Here is a 16,555-nt window from a genome sequence, read left to right on the forward strand (position 1 = left end):
GGGATGGGATGCATTCTAGGATTTCGGGCTGGCTGGCACATGCGCCACCATCCCCTCGCGGAACCGATCTTCGGGAACCGATGCCACCAGGTCACCATCCTTGAGTCCCTCGAGCACTTCAACATAGGTGAGGTCCGAGGCCCCGATCCGGATCGGCTGCTTCCTCAGCCGGCCCTCATCGAGTTTCCACACATAGCTGTCGGCACCATCCCGGAACACTGAGCCTTTCGGAACGAGGAGCGCTTTTTGTTTGACGTTGTATATGATGTTGGCCGTCGCCGTCATGCCCCCCTGCACCGCGCCCTTCGGCATGTCGGCTACAAGATAGATCTTCGAGGTTTTCGTCACCCTGTCCGTCATCGGCACCACTCTGGACACTGAAGCCGAAAAACGGCGCTCGGGGTATGCATCGAACACCACTGCCGCCTTCTGGCCAGGCCGGATCCGCGGAACATCGAGTTCATCGATTTCGACAACGACCGCGTACCCGCTGGTGTCGACCACCGTTGCCACAAGGGTACCCGAAGAGACATAATCGCCCGTCTTCACGTCCTGCAGGGTCAGCACTCCCCTGAACGGGGCGCGAACTGTCAGTTTTTTCAGGTCATCTTCGACCATTTTCAGCCGGAACTCCTTCTGGCTCTTAAGCTCACGGGCCTGCACCCGGACTTTTTCCGCCCGGTCGAAATCCTGGCGCGAGACGGCGCCCTCCCGGAACAGGTTCTCTTTTCGTGAAAAATCCAGCTCGGCATCCTTCATGGCGGCCTCCTGTTCCCTCAGGGCGGCCCGGGCCTCCTTTACGGCAAACTCGGGACGCGGACTCTCAAAGGAAAGGATCGACTGGCCCGCTTCGACCATCTCACCCTCTCGTGCACCGATGAAGCTCACCGTCCCGGAATATTCGGCCGAGAGGTTCGCCACCGCGTCAGCCTCCACGTATCCGGTAGCATACACCGCCTGCACCAGTTCCCGGTACTCCACCCTGACGGCATCGACCTCTACGGTTCCACCTTTCAACAGAAGGTAGGTAACCGTCAGGATAAACAAGGCGCCAAGGGCGATGGAGTATTTCGGAAAAATTTTCTGTAGGGACTGCATGGGCCTGCTCAGGGTTGATTAAGTGATTTCAAAGTTACATCTTTTCGCCTTTTTCTCCATTGCGACCTTGGTTTTTCCATAATTTTATCAATCTTTAAAAACCTAATTCCGCTCCGGCCGCATCCGTCGGCCGTTTTCGATCAGGAAAACTTAACAGGCAGTCATCATGGCAAATAACGAAGGTATCGACAACAGCTTTCTCGACACAGTCAAATTCGATGCAAAGGGACTGGTCCCGGCCATCGTACAGGACCATGAAACTGGCAAAGTCCTCATGATGGCATGGATGAACCGCGAGAGCCTGGAGATGACGCTCGAGCGCAAAAAAGCCTGTTACTGGAGCCGCAGCCGCAACAAACTCTGGCTGAAGGGCGAATCGTCAGGCAACATGCAGGACGTGTACGACATCCTCATCGACTGCGACGGTGACACCCTCATCCTGAAAGTCTCCCAGATCGGCGGAGCCTGCCATGTCGGCTATCACTCCTGCTTCTACCGCAGGGTGCTGGAGAACGGCAATATGGAGATCTGCGACACCCTGATGTTCGATCCTGAAGAGGTCTATGGCAAAAAAAGCTGAACCTATGGCAACCCCTGCAAAAAAAACTGCCGAATCGCTCAACCTCACCAAATCGAGGCCCTCTATCCAGCAGATGTTCGACGAAGTCGCTCCGACCTACGACTTCCTCAACCACCTGCTCTCGCTCGGTATTGACAACTACTGGCGTGCAGCGGCAACCAGCCGTGCGCGGAAGCTGCTCTTGAACGTTCCGGCACCGCGTATCCTCGACGTCGCAACCGGCACCGGCGACCTTGCTGCCGCGATGATGAAAATCACCAATGCGAAAGTCAGCGCGCTCGACCTCTCCCCCGAGATGCTCACCATTGCCCGCAAAAAATACCCTTCAATCGAGTTCACCCAAGGCTGCGCCGAAGAGCTGCCGTTCAAGGACGCCAGCTTTGACATCGTCTCTGCCGGGTTCGGGGTGCGCAACTTCGAGGACCTCAAAAAAGGGATGCAGGAGTTTCACCGGGTCCTGAAACCCGGAGGCCATGCGCTCATCATCGAACCGATGATTCCGCGGACTCCGATCCTTAAAGACCTCTACCTCGTCTACTTCAAGAACGTGCTGCCGAAAGTTGCCGCACTCTTCAGCCGCTCGACGTTCGCCTATGACTACCTCCCCCACTCGGTCGAGCAGTTCCCCCAGGCTGAAGCATTCACTGCGATCCTCAAGGAAAGCGGTTTCAGCTCAGCAGAGTACCGTCCCATGACATTTGAGACTTCGATCCTCTACATCGCAAGCAAGTAAGGATATTCGGCGATTCATCCTTATTTTTTTCTGAAAAATCCGGTATTTCCTTGATAACAATTATGAAATCAAGGAAATATCATTTATACTTCCATCGCCCCAGGGCTTTTTTTTACACACAGCGCTATATACTTTAATATATAACGGAAAACACAACAACACCTCCACGGCCATGAAAAAAACTCTGATCATTTTATCCGCCCTTGCCGCAGCAGGATGGGGCCGGGAAGCAGCCACCGCCAGCGAGATTGAATGGAACTGGAAAGGCGACGCGCTCTACCGCTACGAATCCAGCCGCCTTGATGGCGACTCCCGATTTGACGGAAGCCACCGCATCGGCCTCCACTTCGGCGCATTCCCGAAAATCAACGACGAAATCAAGGGCGGCATTGAAGTTGCAACAGGCGCCAGCAACCCGACATCGCGCCTGTACGTCCTTGGAAGCGGCGATGCCTTCAGCATGAGCGACCTGATGCTCAACCAGGCCTACCTGGAAATCCGTCCGCTCTCCTACGGGCTTGAAGGCAACGCGGCCCTGAGCGCCGGCAAGCGCGACGTCAGCGAGTGCCTCGTGAGGGTCAATGACCTGCTCTGGGACACCGACGTCACCCTCGAAGGCCTTACCCTCCAGTACGGCAGGAACGGCAAGAAGCTGCAGCAGGGACTCAGCGCCACCGCCGGCTACTATATCCTTGGAGAGGTGAGTGAAACGGCCACTACAGACAAAACCGTATCTGACGACCCCGCACTCTGGACAGCACAGCTCGCCTGGAGCGGCAAATCGGGCGGAGTCGACTATATGCTCGGGAGCAGCTACTACAACTACCTGAACATCGAGGGGTCCAGCATCACCTGGACCTACGGAGACAAACTGTTCGGCAACACCGGCACCAGCGGAAAGCTCACCTACGACTACAATGTCCTTGAGTTCTTCGCCAACGCGGGCGGGAAATTCGGCAGCGGACTCCCCTGGAAGGTTTACGGACAGTATGCCAGCAACATCGCCAGCGGCGTGGACAATAATGATACCGCCTACCTCGTCGGCGGAACGCTGGGCAAAGCCGACAAGGTTGGAAAATGGTCGTTTGACGCCAACTACTGCTACCTTGAAAAAGACGCCATTCTTGGAGCATTCACCGATGGAACCCGCTTCAAGGGCGGAACCGATGGCCAGGGCATCAAGCTCACCGCCCAGTACCAGCTCATCAAGGACCTGAATGTTGCCCTGAAATACTATAACCACGAAAAAGTCATCGATTCAGGAAACCGCTACCAGCTCTGGCAGGCCGACATGCTCGTCAAGTTCTAAGCCGAAGCCGCATATAGCAATCATGCATAATCGCACTAAAGGCTGCCCGCACAGGCAGCCTTTAGCTTTCTGCCGAAGCATTCTGGACTCGGAGAGGACGTTCAGGAGTTCACAGCATTGCTTCGAACTCTTCCTCACTGATGACCCTGAGTCCCAGCTTGAGGGCCTTTTCCAGCTTGCTGCCAGCCTCTCTGCCCGCCACAACGAGCCCCGTCTTTTTGCTGACCGTAGAAACGATCTTTCCACCCCGCTCCAGCACCAGCTCGGATGCACTCTGGCGGTCGTGGCGCAGGAGCGCACCGGTAAAGACGACACTGAGCCCCTCGAAATTGCTGTTTATGAGCGGCTTCGGATCTTCGGCTGCAAGCGGAAGGCGGGCATCACGGAGTTTTTCAAGGAGCGCGCTAACGGCAGGCGCTTCAAACCACTCCCTGATGCTCCGGGCAATCACCGGGCCGATGTCGGCCACATCGGCAAGTTCCTCCTCGGAGGCGGCCTCAAGCGCTTCAATTGAGGGAAATGCACGTGCGAGCTCACGTGCCGTAGCCTGGCCGACGTGGCGTATACCGAGTGCGAAAAGCAGGCGTGCGTAGCTCTGGCTGCGGCTTTCATCGAGCGCCCTTACCACATTCTGTGCAGATTTCGGTCCCATGCGCTCAAGGTTCCGGAGCTGCGGTTCCTGCAGGAAGTACAGGTCGCCAGGATCATGCACGAGGCCGAATGCAACCAGCTGCTCGACAAGCGCCTCGCCGAGGTTCTGGATGTCCATGGCGTTGCGGGATGCGAAGTGCAGGATCCGGCCTTTCAGCTGCGCCGGGCAACCCGCTTCATTCGGGCAGTAAAAACCGACCTCCCCCTCCTCCCGGACGATCGGCGTGCTGCACGCAGGGCAGCGAGAGGGCAGCTCAACCAAACGGGCGTCGACGGGACGCGCCTCAGTGACGACACGGATCACCTTCGGGATCACCTCGCCGGACTTCTCGATGACAACCCGGTCGCCAATCATTATGCCAAGGCGCCGCATCTCGTCGAAGTTGTGCAGGGTAGAACGCGACACGGTCGAGCCCGCAAGCCGTACCGGCTCAAGTTCCGCAACCGGCGTGATGGTACCGAGCCGGCCCACCTGGAAGACCACGTCACGAAGCACGGTCGTGGCCTGCTGGGCTGGGTACTTGTAGGCGATTGCCCAGCGGGGGCTCTTGCTCGTCGCACCGAGGGTCTTCCACTGCCTCACGTCGTTCAGCTTCAATACAACGCCGTCGGTCTCGTAGGGAAGGTGCCAGCGCTCCTCGTTCCAACGGGCGATGAATGCGGCGATTTCCTGCATACCCTTGCAGAGCCGGTAGTGGCCGCCGGTGAAGAAGCCCGCTGTTTCAAGCAGCTGTAGTCGATGGAAGTGGGGGGTGTCGGGATCCTGGATCCCGTCGAGGTAGTAGGCGACGAACCAGAGCCGGCGCACCGCAACTTCAGCCGAATCCTGCAGCTTGAGGGTTCCGGCCGTGGCGTTCCGGGGATTGGCGAACCGGTCCTCTTCGGGACGGGTATCGTTCAGCGCCGTGAAATCCTCCTTCCGCATGAACACCTCCCCGCGCACCTCCACCTCACGGCCCTCGCCAAGGGAAAACGGAGTGTCGAGGGTCTGGAGCCTGAGAGGCACCGTCGGAACGGTCCGGAGGTTCACGGTGATGTCGTCGCCGCGCCGGCCGTTGCCACGGGTGGCCCCACGCACCAGGACTCCGTCACGGTAGAGGAGGCTTACTGCAACGCCGTCGAACTTCAGTTCCGCCACCATGTCGCGGTCCCGTATGCCCTCCGCCTCAAGCAGGCGTCCCACACGCGCACTGAACTCCTCCACCTCGCCGATGGAGTAGGTGTTGGAAAGGCTGAGCATCGGTTCGCGGTGCTCCACCGGAGGGAACTCCCTCGTGACGGCACCACCGACCCGCCCAGTCGGGCTGTCGGGCGTCACGAGCTCAGGATGCTCCCGCTCCAGCTCTATAAGGCGGAGGAGCAGGCGGTCGAAATCATAGTCCGAGATCTCCGGCTTCGCCTCTACGTAGTACAAATGGTTGTGGCGCTCTATCTCCCGTCTGAGCTCCTCGGCCTCCCTCCGCTGTGCGTCCTCTCGATGCATACTCACCATCAGGGTTGCCGGAACTGGGAGAACGCCCACCCGGAAATGTTCTTGAGGAATCCGACGGAGCCTTCAAAACCGAGCTTGTCCCATGTGGCCTTCAGAACCTTCGGGTACCGCCCGGCGACCTTGAGCATCACCATTGCGAGCTCCTCGATCTTCATTTCATCGCGGAACATGGCCTCGCGGTAGTGTTCCGGGAGGTCGTCGAGAGCAATCATCACCTCGTTCATGAGGTCGTTCACGAAGTTGGGTTCATCGGTTGCACTGTCGAAGCACATGTACTTCATGAGGTTGGCCATGGAGGCCACGTTTGGTTCGTAGGCGCTGACCCGCTCAAGAGACGGCTTCGACAGATCCCCGGAGCTGAGAGCCTCTTCCAGCCCCGAAGTCAGATGCCGGAGGTTTCGAACCATCGAACCGAACCCGCAGAAGGTGAGGGGGGATGCGAGCGAGGCTGCATCGCCAAACAGGATGATCCGGTCATCTGCAATCTCGCGCGTACGATTGAATCCGTCATGGAAATAGGCAGGGATGATGCCGTAGACCGGCCGATGGACCCTGAAATCCTTCCCCGGCTTCTTGTATTCTCCGAGCCGTTTGAAATACGTGTCGAACAGGCCAGTGAGCGACTTGTCGTTCGGGGAGGAGACCTCGTCATAAAAAAAGAGGTAGCTGATGTACTCCTCCCCTTTTGCCGGAAACCCCTCCCAGATGAACTGGCGGCCACGACCGGAAGCCATGTCGGCTGGGCCGGTGCTGGCGAGGATCTCTCCTGTCTCGAAATCAACGTCCTCGAACCCGCTGGCTATTGTACCGACCGTCGGGCAGACATGGGTCTGCGGCCGGCCCCGGTTGAGCTGCATGGCAATGGGTGAAAGAATGCCCATCACGTCAACCAGCACCCGGGCCCGGAACCATGAGGATGTTCCCGATGCGTCCTTTGTCTCCACCACCACGTGGTCGCTGAACCGCCAGCAGCGAACGAACGACAGCCCCGGGCGGACATCGCATCCCGGCACAGACGTCACCTTCTCCATCGCTATGCCGAGCAGCCGGTCCGCCTCGACGGCGCAGTCGAGCACGTTCTCCATATAGAGGCGCTTCTGGCTGCCGTCCTCCTTGTGGAACTCGACCCATCCGTTGCGGTACTTCCGGGCGATCACCGACTCCAGCTCTTCATGGCTGAAAACCCCGGTATCGGCAAGCCGGAACAGCTCGTGGCGGGAAATGTTCCAGTCCCTCGTGGAGCGGCCGGGGGTATGCCGGTCGAACACCAGCACCTTCCGGCCATGGTGCCGTGCCATCACCGCCGCATGCAGCATGCCGAGGGTCCCGCCTGCATAGACAATGTCGTAAGTGCCGCTGATGACGGCACCGGGCGGCAGCGAGGCAGTGTCAGTCACCACCTCCGGCAGGGGACCCTGCAGCCGTTCCCAGTAACGGTCGAGCTCCTGAATGGCGCGGTAGTGTGCCTCGCCGTCCGGCAGCAGGGAAAACGCTTCGTACAGGTGCCTGTGGGAGGTGCGGATGGAATCAAGGGCAGCGTGCATGCAGAGATCAGGTTTAACTCATTGGGAGAGGACCGGGACGCCATCGCGAAGCACCCGGTCGCTCTCGATCTTTCCGTCGACAAGATGGATGCGCCGGCCCGCCCGGTTGGCAAACTCCTCGTCATGGGTCACCACAATCACGGTCTGGCCAAGTTCGCGGTTCAGGCGTTCGAACAGCTGGTAGACCTTGTCGGCGGAACGGGAATCGAGGTTCCCGGTCGGCTCATCGCCAAGCAGCACCTTCGGCTCGTTTGCCAGCGCACGGGCGATGGCCACGCGCTGCTGCTGTCCGCCGGAGAGCTGGCTCGGCTTGTTTGTGTACTTGTCCTGGAGCTCAACCATGTCGAGCAGGGCCATGGCACGCTCCCTCGTCTCCTTACGGGACAGGCGTCCGCCGATCAGCATCGGCATGCTCACATTCTCCACGGCATTGAACTCCGGAAGCAGGAAGTGGAACTGGTAGATGAACCCGATCTTGCGGTTCCGGATCCGGGTCATCTCCTTCTCTTCCGTTTCGGTGATATCCTCCCCGTCAAGAAACACCCTGCCGGAAGAGGGCTTGTCGAGCCCGCCCATGATGTAGAGCAGGGTCGACTTTCCGGACCCCGAAGGGCCTGTGATGGAAACGAACTCTCCCGCCGTTATCCGGAGGGAGAGGTTCGGAATGATCGTCTGGCGGACATCGCGCGACAGCTCAAGCTCCTTCTGTATATGTTCAAGGCGGAGAATTTCGTCGGCCATCACTCGGATTTTTATTCTTGTCGCTCTTGAAGAAGATACGAACAAAAAGGGACTGACGGGAACCGATAAATCAGTCCGCCACAGCTGGCATCCCTTCGGCATCAGAAAAGAAACGCTTCCGGAGGCCGAGCGACACATTGACGAGGCCGATGAGCACCGGAACCTCCACGAGCGGCCCGATGACGGCGACGAACGCTTCGGGTGAATGGATGCCGAACACGCCTACCGCCACGGCAATGGCAAGCTCGAAGTTGTTGCTCGCCGCCGTGAAGGAGAGGGTCGCCGTTTTCTGGTATCCCGCGCCCGCTTTCTTTCCAATGAAAAACGAGGTGAAGAACATCAGTACGAAATAAATGAACAACGGAACAGCGATGCGGACCACGTCCATCGGGATGGCGATGATAGAGGCCCCTTTCAGCGAAAACATCGCAACAATGGTGAAGAGGAGGGCTATGAGGGTAAGGGGACTGATGCGCCTGATGAACTCACGCCGATACCACTCCGCTCCCTTCCAGCGGATGAGAAAGAAGCGGGAGAGGAACCCTGCAGCGAAAGGTATGCCGAGATAGATGGCGACCGAAGCGGCAATCTCGCCGATAGTGATCTGGACGCTGAACGAGGAGAGCCCGAGCCAGCCCGGAAGGACGGAGAGGAAAAACCAGGCGTAGAGCGGGAAAAACAGCACCTGGAAGATCGAGTTGAAGGCAACGAGCCCTGCGGCATACTCCCGGTCGCCGCCGGCAAGGTCATTCCATACGATGACCATGGCGATGCAGCGGGCAAGGCCGATGAGGATGAGGCCCGCCATGTAATGCGGCATGCCGGAGAGGAACAGCACCGCAAGCATGAACATCAGGAGCGGCCCGATGACCCAGTTGAGAAACAGCGAGAGGGAGAGGATTTTGCGATTATGGAACACCTCACCGAGATCCTCATATCGGACCTTCGCCAGCGGAGGATACATCATCACGATGAGTCCTATGGCGATGGGGATGTTGGTCGTCCCTGACTGGAAACTCCCGATGAATGCCGGAACGGCGGGAAAGGCCCAGCCAGCGGCAACACCTGCTGCCATGGCCAGAAAAATCCAGAGCGTCAGGTAGCGGTCGAGAAACGAAAGCCTGCCGGAAATCTTATTCATGAGGGTCTCCCTTGATATCGTTACGATAGAACTCCCCGAAACCCTCTTTGATAAGGTCTCGGACGCTGCGGAACACTTTCAGCACCTCCGCTTCAGTCCCGGACGCCATGGCAGGATCTTCAAATCCGATGTGCAGGCGTTTTCCTACCTTCCCGGTAAACACCGGGCAGGACTCTCTGGCCCCGTCGCACACCGTCACAACAAAATCGAACGGCCTGGAAAGGAACCCGTCAACACTTTTAGGTCGGGCTCCGGAAATATCGATGCCCTCTTCAGCCATGGCCTTTATGGCCATAGGATGCACCGTTCCGGAGGGTTCGGTGCCTGCGGAATAAACCTCAAGATCAAGGTCGAACGAACGGAGAAACCCCTCAGCCATCTGGCTTCGGCATGAGTTTCCCGTACAGAGAATCAGCACTGACGTTTTCATGATCGAGATGCAGTATTTATAGTTAGAGAACCAGATTGAACATATAGCCGACAAGCACGATCCCCGAAGCCACCACCCCTGCGAACACGGCAATCAGCCTGGGCTTGAGGACCTTCCGGAGGATGATCATCTCCGGGGCGGAAAGGGCGATGACGCTCATCATGAATGCCATTACCGTGCCGAGAGCCGCGCCTTTTCCGAGCAGGGCCTGCACTACGGGAATGATCCCCGCCGCGTTCGAATACATCGGCACACCGATGAGGACAGCCGCGGGCACGGACCACCAGGCACTCCGGCCCATGAGAGAGGCCATGAAGTTTTCAGGCACATAGCCGTGGATGCCGGCACCGAGCCCGACGCCGAGCACGATGAAGAACCATACCCTTCCAACGATTTCCCGGACATGGCCAAACCCTTCACGCATCCGCTGCGGCCACTCCATCCGCTGAGAAGTGCCAGTTCCGGCTTCAGCGCTGCCCTGCAGTTTCCGCACCCACTCCTCGAGATGTTCCTCCATCCGGAGCCGCCCGATCACCATGCCGGCAATCACGGCAACCCCCAGACCCATAGCCATATAGAGCAGCGCAACCTCCCAGCCGAACATTCCGAACAGCAGCGCAAGAGCGACTTCGTTCACCATCGGCGCCGAAATCAGAAATGAAAAGGTCACCCCGAGCGGCACGCCCGCCTGCAGGAACCCGATGAAGAGCGGAACGGCCGAACAGGAACAGAACGGCGTGACGATGCCGAGCATGGCGGCAAGCATGTTGCCCACCCCGAGGCGGCGCCCCGAAAGCATGGCCCGGGTCCGCTCCGCAGAGACAAACGTGTGCACCACACCCATCAGGAATACCACGGCCGTAAGCAGCATCATCACCTTCGGCACTTCGTAGAGGAAGAAATACAGAGCTTCCCCGAAAGGCACGGACCGGCTGAGGCCGAGCATCCCGACCAGCAGTTCAGCACCGCCCTCGAGCCTCAGGTAGAGAAACACCCAGAGAAGGGCCGCCAGAAGGAACCCTCCCCACCACAACAGCGACTGTTTCATGCCTCTCTCCCCCTCAGCAGCAGGATGAGCCCGAAGAACCCTTGCAGCAGCACCCTTTGGCTTTCGGCGAAAGCAGCGAACGCAGTTCATCAGCCGAAGGGACCCTGCCCGATGCACGGACTTCCCCGTCGACCACAAGCGCAGGCGTGGACAGCACATTGTAGGACATGATCTTCTGGATGTCCTCCACCTTTTCGACCTCAGCCACAATGCTGTCTGCAGCAATGAGGGCCTTGACCGCATCGGCCAGCTGGTTGCATTTCGCACAACCGGTCCCGAGAATTTTTACCTGTATCATAGTGTTTTCCTGTTTTCTGTTTGAAAAGTTGATCGCAAATGAACGATGATTGGAGTCAAAAAAAATGAACCGCATAAAAATCTGCCGGAAATCAACGGCAGTCGCAAGACGCTGCCCCCCCGGTCTCGAAAAAGACCGAGAAAAGCTCCTTCGCCTCTGCCCACTTTTGAGGGTTGATGCAGTAACGAACCTTCGGCGGATTGATCTCTCCCTGAATCAGCCCGGCCTCAAGGAGCGCCTTCAGATGCTGCGAAATCGTGGACTGCGCCATCGGAATGAGCGTCGTCAGCTCCCCGGTAAAACAGCATGCCTCACACTGAAGCAGCTGCAGGATCCTGATGCGCACCGGATGGCTGAGCGCTTTAGAAAGTACAGCCAGAGCCTCTTCTCCTGAGCTGTAGTCAACCGGGTTCAATGATCGTTTCATTTCATTTTCTCCATGCCAATCCCTTTGTTCATCGTAAATATACGATAGAGAACGGAAGGAAACAAGAAATACTGCCGCAAATTTCATCGAGGAACTGGACCGGTCAAGCCCTATATTACAAAGAAGAGGCAACAGAAAAGCTGCTCTCAGCCCCTAAAACCGCAATCAGGTCTAAACATTTAACGGTTATTGGGTTTTGTTCCTTAATTATTTATCTTAATTGCAGAATTCATCACTTTACGCCGGGCCTGACAGTTCCGGTTTTTTTCAGCTTATCGGTATGCAAGCGATTACATAACGCTTTCCGATGTAAATGACAGTCGTATGATGCTCTACCAACTCCCTGATGTCGATATCGACCGATTTATCGAAGAGGACGTCCCCTATGGAGACCTGACCACCGCGGTACTCGAAATAGGCGACAAGCCCGGCGAAATCACCTTTACCGCACGCCATGAAACCACCCTCTCCGGCACCGAAGAGGCTGCACGGATCCTTGAGCGGTGCGGCGCCCGGCTCACCTCTCTAACCCCGAGCGGCACCACTGTCCCTGAGGGGACCCTGTTCCTCTCGGCCGAGGGGAGCGCACTGTCGCTGCACAGAGGGTGGAAGGTGGCACTGAACATGCTCGAGTACGCCTCCGGCATCGCCACAAGAACAGCCGGCATTGTGAAGAGCGCCCAGAGCGCCAACCCGGCAATCAGCATCGCAACAACCAGGAAGTCGTTTCCCGGCACAAAAAAAACCGCCATCAAGGCCATCCTGGCAGGGGGAGCTACCCCGCACCGGCTCGGCCTTTCAGAATCAATCCTGGTCTTCAGCCAGCATACGGAGTTCCAGGGCGGGCTCGACAGCTTCCTTGAGAGCATCCCTGCAGTAAAAGCACGCGCCCCGGAGCACAAGATTCTGGTCGAAGCCGACGGCCCCGAAGAGGCATTGAAAATCGCAGCGGCAGGAGCCGATGTGGTGCAGGTTGATAAACTCTCACCCGAGTGCCTCACGGAGCTGGTCCATGCCATTCGCGACATTGCGCCCGGCATCAAGATCTCGGCTGCGGGAGGCATCACCCCGCAGAATGCCGCAATTTACGCGGCCACAGGAATCGACATCATCGTACTCTCTTCGGTCTATTTCGGTAAACCGGCCGACATCGCAGCCAGAATGCGTCACAAGCAACCCTAAACAAGAACAACCATGAGCAACCCCGCACTCCGCATGCTGTCCCGAACCCTGAAACACTTCGCCCTCCTTGCACTCTTTGTCGGCACAACTGCAGGCCCGGCCATCGCCGGCGAGCTCCGGCTCAGCGTGGCGGCAAGTTTGAAGGATGCCATCACCGAACTCTCTCTCAGCTATACAAAAAAGCATCCTGAGGCCGTCTTCACGAACAACTTCGGTGCCTCGGGTGCACTAGCCGGACAGATCCAGAACGGCGCCCCTGCCGACCTCTTCATTTCGGCAAACAAAAAATGGATGGAGTTCCTCAAAACAGAGAAAGCCGTTGACCCTCTAAGCGAACGGCCCTTCACGAAAAACACCCTGGTATTCACCGGTACGACATCGTCGAAGGTATCGTCCATGAAAGATCTGGCGAAGCTTGATAAAATCGCCATCGGCAGCCCAAAGAGCGTTCCTGCCGGCGATTATGCAATGCAGGCGCTCAGGAACGCGGGCATGCAGCAGAAACTCGCAGGAAAGATCGTGATGGCAAAGGATGTGCGTGAGTGCCTGATGTACGCCGAGCTCGGCGAAGTAGACGGCGGATTCGTCTATAAAACCGACGCGCTCCTGGCAAAAAAGGCGACCGTCCGTTTCGAAGTACCCCCGGCACTCTACCCGCCGGTTGAGTACCCGATGGCGCTGACCGCCGATGGCGCTTCAAACCCTGAAGCAAAAGCGTTCATCAGCTATCTGGAGGGCCCCGAAGCCGCTGCAGTCCTGAAAAAATACGGGTTCACAACCAGATAATCAGGCTCATACGGTGCACCTCCTCCCCGAAGATATCGACGCCATACGGCTGTCGCTGCAGATAGCCCTCACCGCAACCCTGCTCTCCCTCCCGCTGGGGTTTGCATGCGCATGGCTCGTCTCCTTCAGGACCTTCAGGGGTAAGGTGCTGCTTGAAGTCTTCATAAACCTTCCCCTCACCCTTCCTCCGGTGGTCATCGGCTACTTCCTGCTCCTCATGCTCGGCAGGAACGGATGGGCGGGAAGCATGCTCAACGACGCCGGCATACAGCTCATCTTCACCTGGAAAGCGGCCGTCATCGCTTCGGCCACCGTCGGGTTCCCCCTTATGGTGCGTTCCATCAGGCTCGGCATGGACTCCATCAACCGCCAGCTCATCGATGCGGCACAGAGCCTCGGATCCTCACGGCTCGACACCCTCTTCACCATCATCCTGCCGCTCTCGCTGCGGGGGATCCTGGCAGGTTCGTCACTCATGTTCGCAAGGAGCCTTGGAGAGTTCGGCGCAACCATCATTGTTGCCGGCAACATACCCGGCGTCACCCAGACCATTCCGCTGGCCATCTACGATTATGCCAGCTCCCCCTCCAGCGCCGAAATGGCCATGACGCTCTGCATCGTCTCAGTCGCCATTTCCGTGGTGGTGCTGTTCCTGCATGAACTTCTTGAGGGGCGGCTCGAAAAGGGGAGGAAGAAATGAGGCTGCACTTCGACGCCGAAAAAAAACTGGGTGACTTCACCTTCAGGGCGGAGGCCGACATAGCAGGCCAGCGCATCGGCATCTTCGGCGAGTCAGGCAGCGGGAAATCGACGCTCGCCCACATCCTCTCCGGCCTCATGCGGCCCGACAGGGGTGAAATCACCCTTGACGGGGAGTGCATGTTCAGCTCGAGCCGCCGCCTCAATCTCGCCCCCCGCCATCGGCGCATCGGCCTGGTCTTCCAGCAGGCCATGCTCTTTCCGCACCTGAGTGTCCGAAGCAACCTCTTTTACGGATACCGCCGATGCCCCAAAGCGCTCCGGAGGGCTGACCCCGACGAGCTCATCAGCCTCCTCCGGCTCGACGGCCTCCTGCAGCGCGGTGTCGGAAACCTGTCAGGAGGAGAAAAACAGCGGGTAGCGCTCGGAAGGGCGATGCTTGCAAGCCCGCGCATACTCGTCATGGACGAACCCCTCTCCGCGCTCGACGACGCGCTCCGATTCCAGATCATCCCCTATCTGAAAAGCGTCAGCGAGCGGTTCCAGACCCCCTGCATCTTCATCTCCCACTCGGTGATTGAGATGCAGCTCATGACCGAACGCATCCTCATGGTCAAAAACGGCACCATCACAGCAGAGACAACACCCGACGAGCTGGCACGGCAAAACATGGCAACAAGCCAGCGCGGGTACGTGAATCTGCTCAGGCTTTCAGAGGCCGACATTCAGGGCGGCCTTTACTCCTACGGCTGGGGAACCGGCCGGCTGCTCATCTCTGAGGGAAGGAACGGTGGCCCGTCCCTCTTTGAACTTTCCTCGCGGGACATCATCCTCTTCCGCAAAAACCCGGAAGCCATCAGCGCACGCAATATGCTCGAATGCCGGGTGGAGGAACTCTTCAATGCAGAGCACAGGGTCGGTGTCGTCCTCTCCAGCGGAGGTGAACGGCTGGTTGCTGAAATCGTGCGTTCCGCTGCCGAGGAACTCTCCATCACCCCGGGGACTCAGGTGTTTGCCGCCATCAAGGCATCATCGTTCCGCCGCCTTGTCTGAGCGCTACCGATGAACAGTATCCAGGCCGTCATCACAACCATCGAGAAAAGCGGGCCGCTCTGTTTTCTTGAACTCGATGCAGGCGGCACGATGCTCGCAATGTTGCTGTTCGAGCTCAAGCCGGCTTTTGTTCCGGGCCGCAGCGTAAGGATCCTGTTCAAGGAGACCGAGGTCGCCCTTGCAAAAGGCCCCGCTCTGGACATCAGCATAGCCAACCGGTTCGGGGCCACCATCACTGCCATTGAACGGGGCGCCATGCTTGCCGATCTCACCCTTGAAACCCCGATGGGCACCATCGGCAGCATCACCACCATCCGCGCCATCGAGCGCCTCTCCCTCCAGGTGGGAGATGGAATCACAGCCCTCGTCAAAGCTACCGCACTCTCCCTGGAGAGCACCGGAGCGGACAGCATGGAAAGAGACGAAGAAGGCCGATGATAAGAATCCAGATTGAGAAAACCCTTTCGGGCGCCGAGGGCCCGTTCGTGCTCAGCCTCGATCTCTGTCTTCGACCGGGAAGCTTCAACTGCATCTACGGCCCGTCCGGCAGCGGCAAAACCACGCTGCTGCGCATCCTCTCAGGGCTCGACGTCCCCGACAGGGGGTTCATCGAGGTCAACGGTTGCCGATGGTTCGATGCCGAAACAGGCATCAACCGGCCCCCGCAGGAACGCAGGGTCGGGTTCGTTTTTCAGGACTATGCCCTCTTCCCCACGATGACTGTACGGGAAAACCTCGGCTTCGCACAGCAGAAGAAAGACCGAGGAAAAATCGACGACATCCTGGAGCTCACAGGCCTTACGGCCCTCAGCAACCGCCTTCCCCGCACCCTTTCGGGCGGCCAGCAGCAACGGGTCGCACTGGCCCGCAGCATCCTGCGCGAACCCGACATCCTTCTGCTCGACGAACCGCTCTCGGCCCTCGATGAGGATACCCGGCGCCGCCTCCAGGACGAAATCCGGAACTACCACACCCGGTTCGCTTTGACTACGCTGCTGGTATCACACGACCGGCAGGAGGTGTTCCGTCTTGCCGACACGGTCCATGTGCTCGAGCGCGGAAGAGTGGTGCGCCACGGTTCTCCAATGGAAGCATTCCTCGGCCGCATCACATCCAGCCGGTTCTCCTTCATCGGCACCATACTCTCCATACGCAGCGCCGACTGCATACATCTGGCCGTCATCGCCGCAGGCAACGAACTGGTTGAGGTGGTACTGAGCCGCAGCGATACCCAAACCCTCCATCCCGGCGACCAGGTGCTTGTTGCATCCAAAGCCTTCAACCCCATCATCCGGAAACTCCAGCCGCACGATCCCGCACCGCCAACTTTTTAATTCCATCGA

18 protein-coding genes are annotated in these 16,555 nt (G+C 58.4%); 9 read left to right on the forward strand and 9 right to left on the reverse strand.

The window, feature by feature from the left end; all coding sequences use genetic code 11:
* Positions 1-15: 15 nt before the first annotated feature.
* Complete coding sequence (locus tag PLUT_RS08755) at positions 16-1,098, reverse strand: efflux RND transporter periplasmic adaptor subunit (RefSeq protein WP_011358421.1); 1,083 nt, start codon at positions 1,096-1,098, stop codon at positions 16-18.
* A 166-nt stretch (positions 1,099-1,264) separates the two neighbouring features.
* Between PLUT_RS08755 and hisI the strand changes: the two genes are divergently transcribed.
* The 3 genes from hisI (at position 1,265) to PLUT_RS08770 (ending at position 3,720) form a co-directional block, all read left to right on the forward strand.
* On the forward strand, positions 1,265-1,678 hold the full coding sequence (hisI, locus tag PLUT_RS08760; protein ID WP_011358422.1) for a phosphoribosyl-AMP cyclohydrolase: 414 nt from the start codon (positions 1,265-1,267) through the stop codon (positions 1,676-1,678).
* The gene (gene ubiE / locus PLUT_RS08765; RefSeq protein WP_011358423.1) at positions 1,662-2,411 is read left to right on the forward strand and encodes a bifunctional demethylmenaquinone methyltransferase/2-methoxy-6-polyprenyl-1,4-benzoquinol methylase UbiE; all 750 of its coding nucleotides are present in this window, start codon (positions 1,662-1,664) and stop codon (positions 2,409-2,411) included. Before hisI ends, ubiE begins: the two co-directional genes overlap by 17 nt.
* Positions 2,412-2,583: 172 nt before the next feature.
* Positions 2,584-3,720 (forward strand): putative porin, encoded by a 1,137-nt coding sequence (locus PLUT_RS08770; RefSeq protein ID WP_011358424.1) that lies wholly within the window; start codon positions 2,584-2,586, stop codon positions 3,718-3,720.
* A gap of 109 nt (positions 3,721-3,829) precedes the next feature.
* On the opposite strand, the gene ligA is transcribed toward PLUT_RS08770, so the two are convergent.
* The 8 genes from ligA to PLUT_RS08810 all read right to left on the reverse strand — a co-directional run bounded on the left by ligA (position 3,830) and on the right by PLUT_RS08810 (position 11,492).
* Entirely contained in the window at positions 3,830-5,854 is a 2,025-nt protein-coding gene (gene ligA / locus PLUT_RS08775; RefSeq protein ID WP_041464183.1) for an NAD-dependent DNA ligase LigA, read from the reverse strand.
* A gap of 8 nt (positions 5,855-5,862) precedes the next feature.
* A complete protein-coding gene (locus tag PLUT_RS08780; RefSeq protein ID WP_011358426.1) occupies positions 5,863-7,407 on the reverse strand; it encodes a hypothetical protein in 1,545 nt (514 codons plus the stop codon).
* Between the two features lie 18 nt (positions 7,408-7,425).
* Entirely contained in the window at positions 7,426-8,148 is a 723-nt protein-coding gene (locus PLUT_RS08785; protein ID WP_011358427.1) for an ABC transporter ATP-binding protein, read from the reverse strand.
* Between the two features lie 70 nt (positions 8,149-8,218).
* Positions 8,219-9,289, reverse strand: a complete 1,071-nt coding sequence (gene arsB, locus PLUT_RS08790; protein ID WP_011358428.1) for an ACR3 family arsenite efflux transporter — start codon at positions 9,287-9,289, stop codon at positions 8,219-8,221.
* Positions 9,282-9,719 carry an arsenate reductase ArsC gene (locus PLUT_RS08795; protein ID WP_011358429.1) on the reverse strand — a complete coding sequence of 146 codons (438 nt, stop codon included), beginning with the start codon at positions 9,717-9,719 and terminating at the stop codon, positions 9,282-9,284. Before PLUT_RS08795 ends, arsB begins: the two co-directional genes overlap by 8 nt.
* Before the next feature lie 22 nt (positions 9,720-9,741).
* Positions 9,742-10,767 (reverse strand): permease, encoded by a 1,026-nt coding sequence (locus PLUT_RS08800; RefSeq protein WP_011358430.1) that lies wholly within the window; start codon positions 10,765-10,767, stop codon positions 9,742-9,744.
* A gap of 13 nt (positions 10,768-10,780) precedes the next feature.
* Positions 10,781-11,065, reverse strand: coding sequence for a thioredoxin family protein (locus tag PLUT_RS08805; protein ID WP_011358431.1), 285 nt, complete (start codon positions 11,063-11,065; stop codon positions 10,781-10,783).
* 91 nt (positions 11,066-11,156) lie between these two features.
* Positions 11,157-11,492 carry an ArsR/SmtB family transcription factor gene (locus tag PLUT_RS08810; protein WP_011358432.1) on the reverse strand — a complete coding sequence of 112 codons (336 nt, stop codon included), beginning with the start codon at positions 11,490-11,492 and terminating at the stop codon, positions 11,157-11,159.
* A gap of 324 nt (positions 11,493-11,816) precedes the next feature.
* Between PLUT_RS08810 and modD the strand changes: the two genes are divergently transcribed.
* Genes modD through PLUT_RS08840 form a run of 6 tightly spaced genes read left to right on the forward strand, consistent with a single transcriptional unit; the run spans position 11,817 to position 16,546 of the window.
* Positions 11,817-12,674 carry a ModD protein gene (gene modD, locus PLUT_RS08815; RefSeq protein ID WP_011358433.1) on the forward strand — a complete coding sequence of 286 codons (858 nt, stop codon included), beginning with the start codon at positions 11,817-11,819 and terminating at the stop codon, positions 12,672-12,674.
* Between the two features lie 12 nt (positions 12,675-12,686).
* Positions 12,687-13,460, forward strand: coding sequence for a molybdate ABC transporter substrate-binding protein (gene modA / locus PLUT_RS08820; protein WP_011358434.1), 774 nt, complete (start codon positions 12,687-12,689; stop codon positions 13,458-13,460).
* A 13-nt stretch (positions 13,461-13,473) separates the two neighbouring features.
* On the forward strand, positions 13,474-14,160 hold the full coding sequence (gene modB / locus PLUT_RS08825) for a molybdate ABC transporter permease subunit (protein ID WP_011358435.1): 687 nt from the start codon (positions 13,474-13,476) through the stop codon (positions 14,158-14,160).
* Positions 14,157-15,212: a molybdenum ABC transporter ATP-binding protein gene (modC, locus tag PLUT_RS08830; protein ID WP_011358436.1), complete on the forward strand. Its 1,056-nt coding sequence runs from the start codon at positions 14,157-14,159 to the stop codon at positions 15,210-15,212. Before modB ends, modC begins: the two co-directional genes overlap by 4 nt.
* 9 nt (positions 15,213-15,221) lie before the next feature.
* On the forward strand, positions 15,222-15,650 hold the full coding sequence (locus tag PLUT_RS08835) for a TOBE domain-containing protein (RefSeq protein ID WP_011358437.1): 429 nt from the start codon (positions 15,222-15,224) through the stop codon (positions 15,648-15,650).
* Positions 15,647-16,546: an ABC transporter ATP-binding protein gene (locus PLUT_RS08840; protein WP_011358438.1), complete on the forward strand. Its 900-nt coding sequence runs from the start codon at positions 15,647-15,649 to the stop codon at positions 16,544-16,546. The genes PLUT_RS08835 and PLUT_RS08840 overlap by 4 nt, the downstream gene beginning before the upstream one ends.
* Positions 16,547-16,555 lie beyond the last annotated feature (9 nt).

The organism is Pelodictyon luteolum DSM 273 (genome assembly GCF_000012485.1).
Classification (GTDB): Bacteria; Bacteroidota; Chlorobiia; order Chlorobiales; family Chlorobiaceae; genus Chlorobium; species Chlorobium luteolum.

Coding starts and splice junctions, on each gene's coding strand:
- PLUT_RS08755 (WP_011358421.1), bottom strand. CDS start 1,098: ATGCAGTCCCTACAGAAAATTTTTCCGAAATACTCCATCGCCCTTGGC.
- PLUT_RS08840 (WP_011358438.1), top strand. CDS start 15,647: ATGATAAGAATCCAGATTGAGAAAACCCTTTCGGGCGCCGAGGGCCCG.
- PLUT_RS08795 (WP_011358429.1), bottom strand. CDS start 9,719: ATGAAAACGTCAGTGCTGATTCTCTGTACGGGAAACTCATGCCGAAGC.
- ubiE (WP_011358423.1), top strand. CDS start 1,662: ATGGCAAAAAAAGCTGAACCTATGGCAACCCCTGCAAAAAAAACTGCC.
- modD (WP_011358433.1), top strand. CDS start 11,817: ATGATGCTCTACCAACTCCCTGATGTCGATATCGACCGATTTATCGAA.
- PLUT_RS08785 (WP_011358427.1), bottom strand. CDS start 8,148: ATGGCCGACGAAATTCTCCGCCTTGAACATATACAGAAGGAGCTTGAG.
- PLUT_RS08800 (WP_011358430.1), bottom strand. CDS start 10,767: ATGAAACAGTCGCTGTTGTGGTGGGGAGGGTTCCTTCTGGCGGCCCTT.
- hisI (WP_011358422.1), top strand. CDS start 1,265: ATGGCAAATAACGAAGGTATCGACAACAGCTTTCTCGACACAGTCAAA.
- arsB (WP_011358428.1), bottom strand. CDS start 9,289: ATGAATAAGATTTCCGGCAGGCTTTCGTTTCTCGACCGCTACCTGACG.
- modC (WP_011358436.1), top strand. CDS start 14,157: ATGAGGCTGCACTTCGACGCCGAAAAAAAACTGGGTGACTTCACCTTC.
- PLUT_RS08770 (WP_011358424.1), top strand. CDS start 2,584: ATGAAAAAAACTCTGATCATTTTATCCGCCCTTGCCGCAGCAGGATGG.
- PLUT_RS08780 (WP_011358426.1), bottom strand. CDS start 7,407: ATGCACGCTGCCCTTGATTCCATCCGCACCTCCCACAGGCACCTGTAC.
- ligA (WP_041464183.1), bottom strand. CDS start 5,854: ATGCATCGAGAGGACGCACAGCGGAGGGAGGCCGAGGAGCTCAGACGG.
- PLUT_RS08835 (WP_011358437.1), top strand. CDS start 15,222: ATGAACAGTATCCAGGCCGTCATCACAACCATCGAGAAAAGCGGGCCG.
- modA (WP_011358434.1), top strand. CDS start 12,687: ATGAGCAACCCCGCACTCCGCATGCTGTCCCGAACCCTGAAACACTTC.
- PLUT_RS08805 (WP_011358431.1), bottom strand. CDS start 11,065: ATGATACAGGTAAAAATTCTCGGGACCGGTTGTGCGAAATGCAACCAG.
- PLUT_RS08810 (WP_011358432.1), bottom strand. CDS start 11,492: ATGAAACGATCATTGAACCCGGTTGACTACAGCTCAGGAGAAGAGGCT.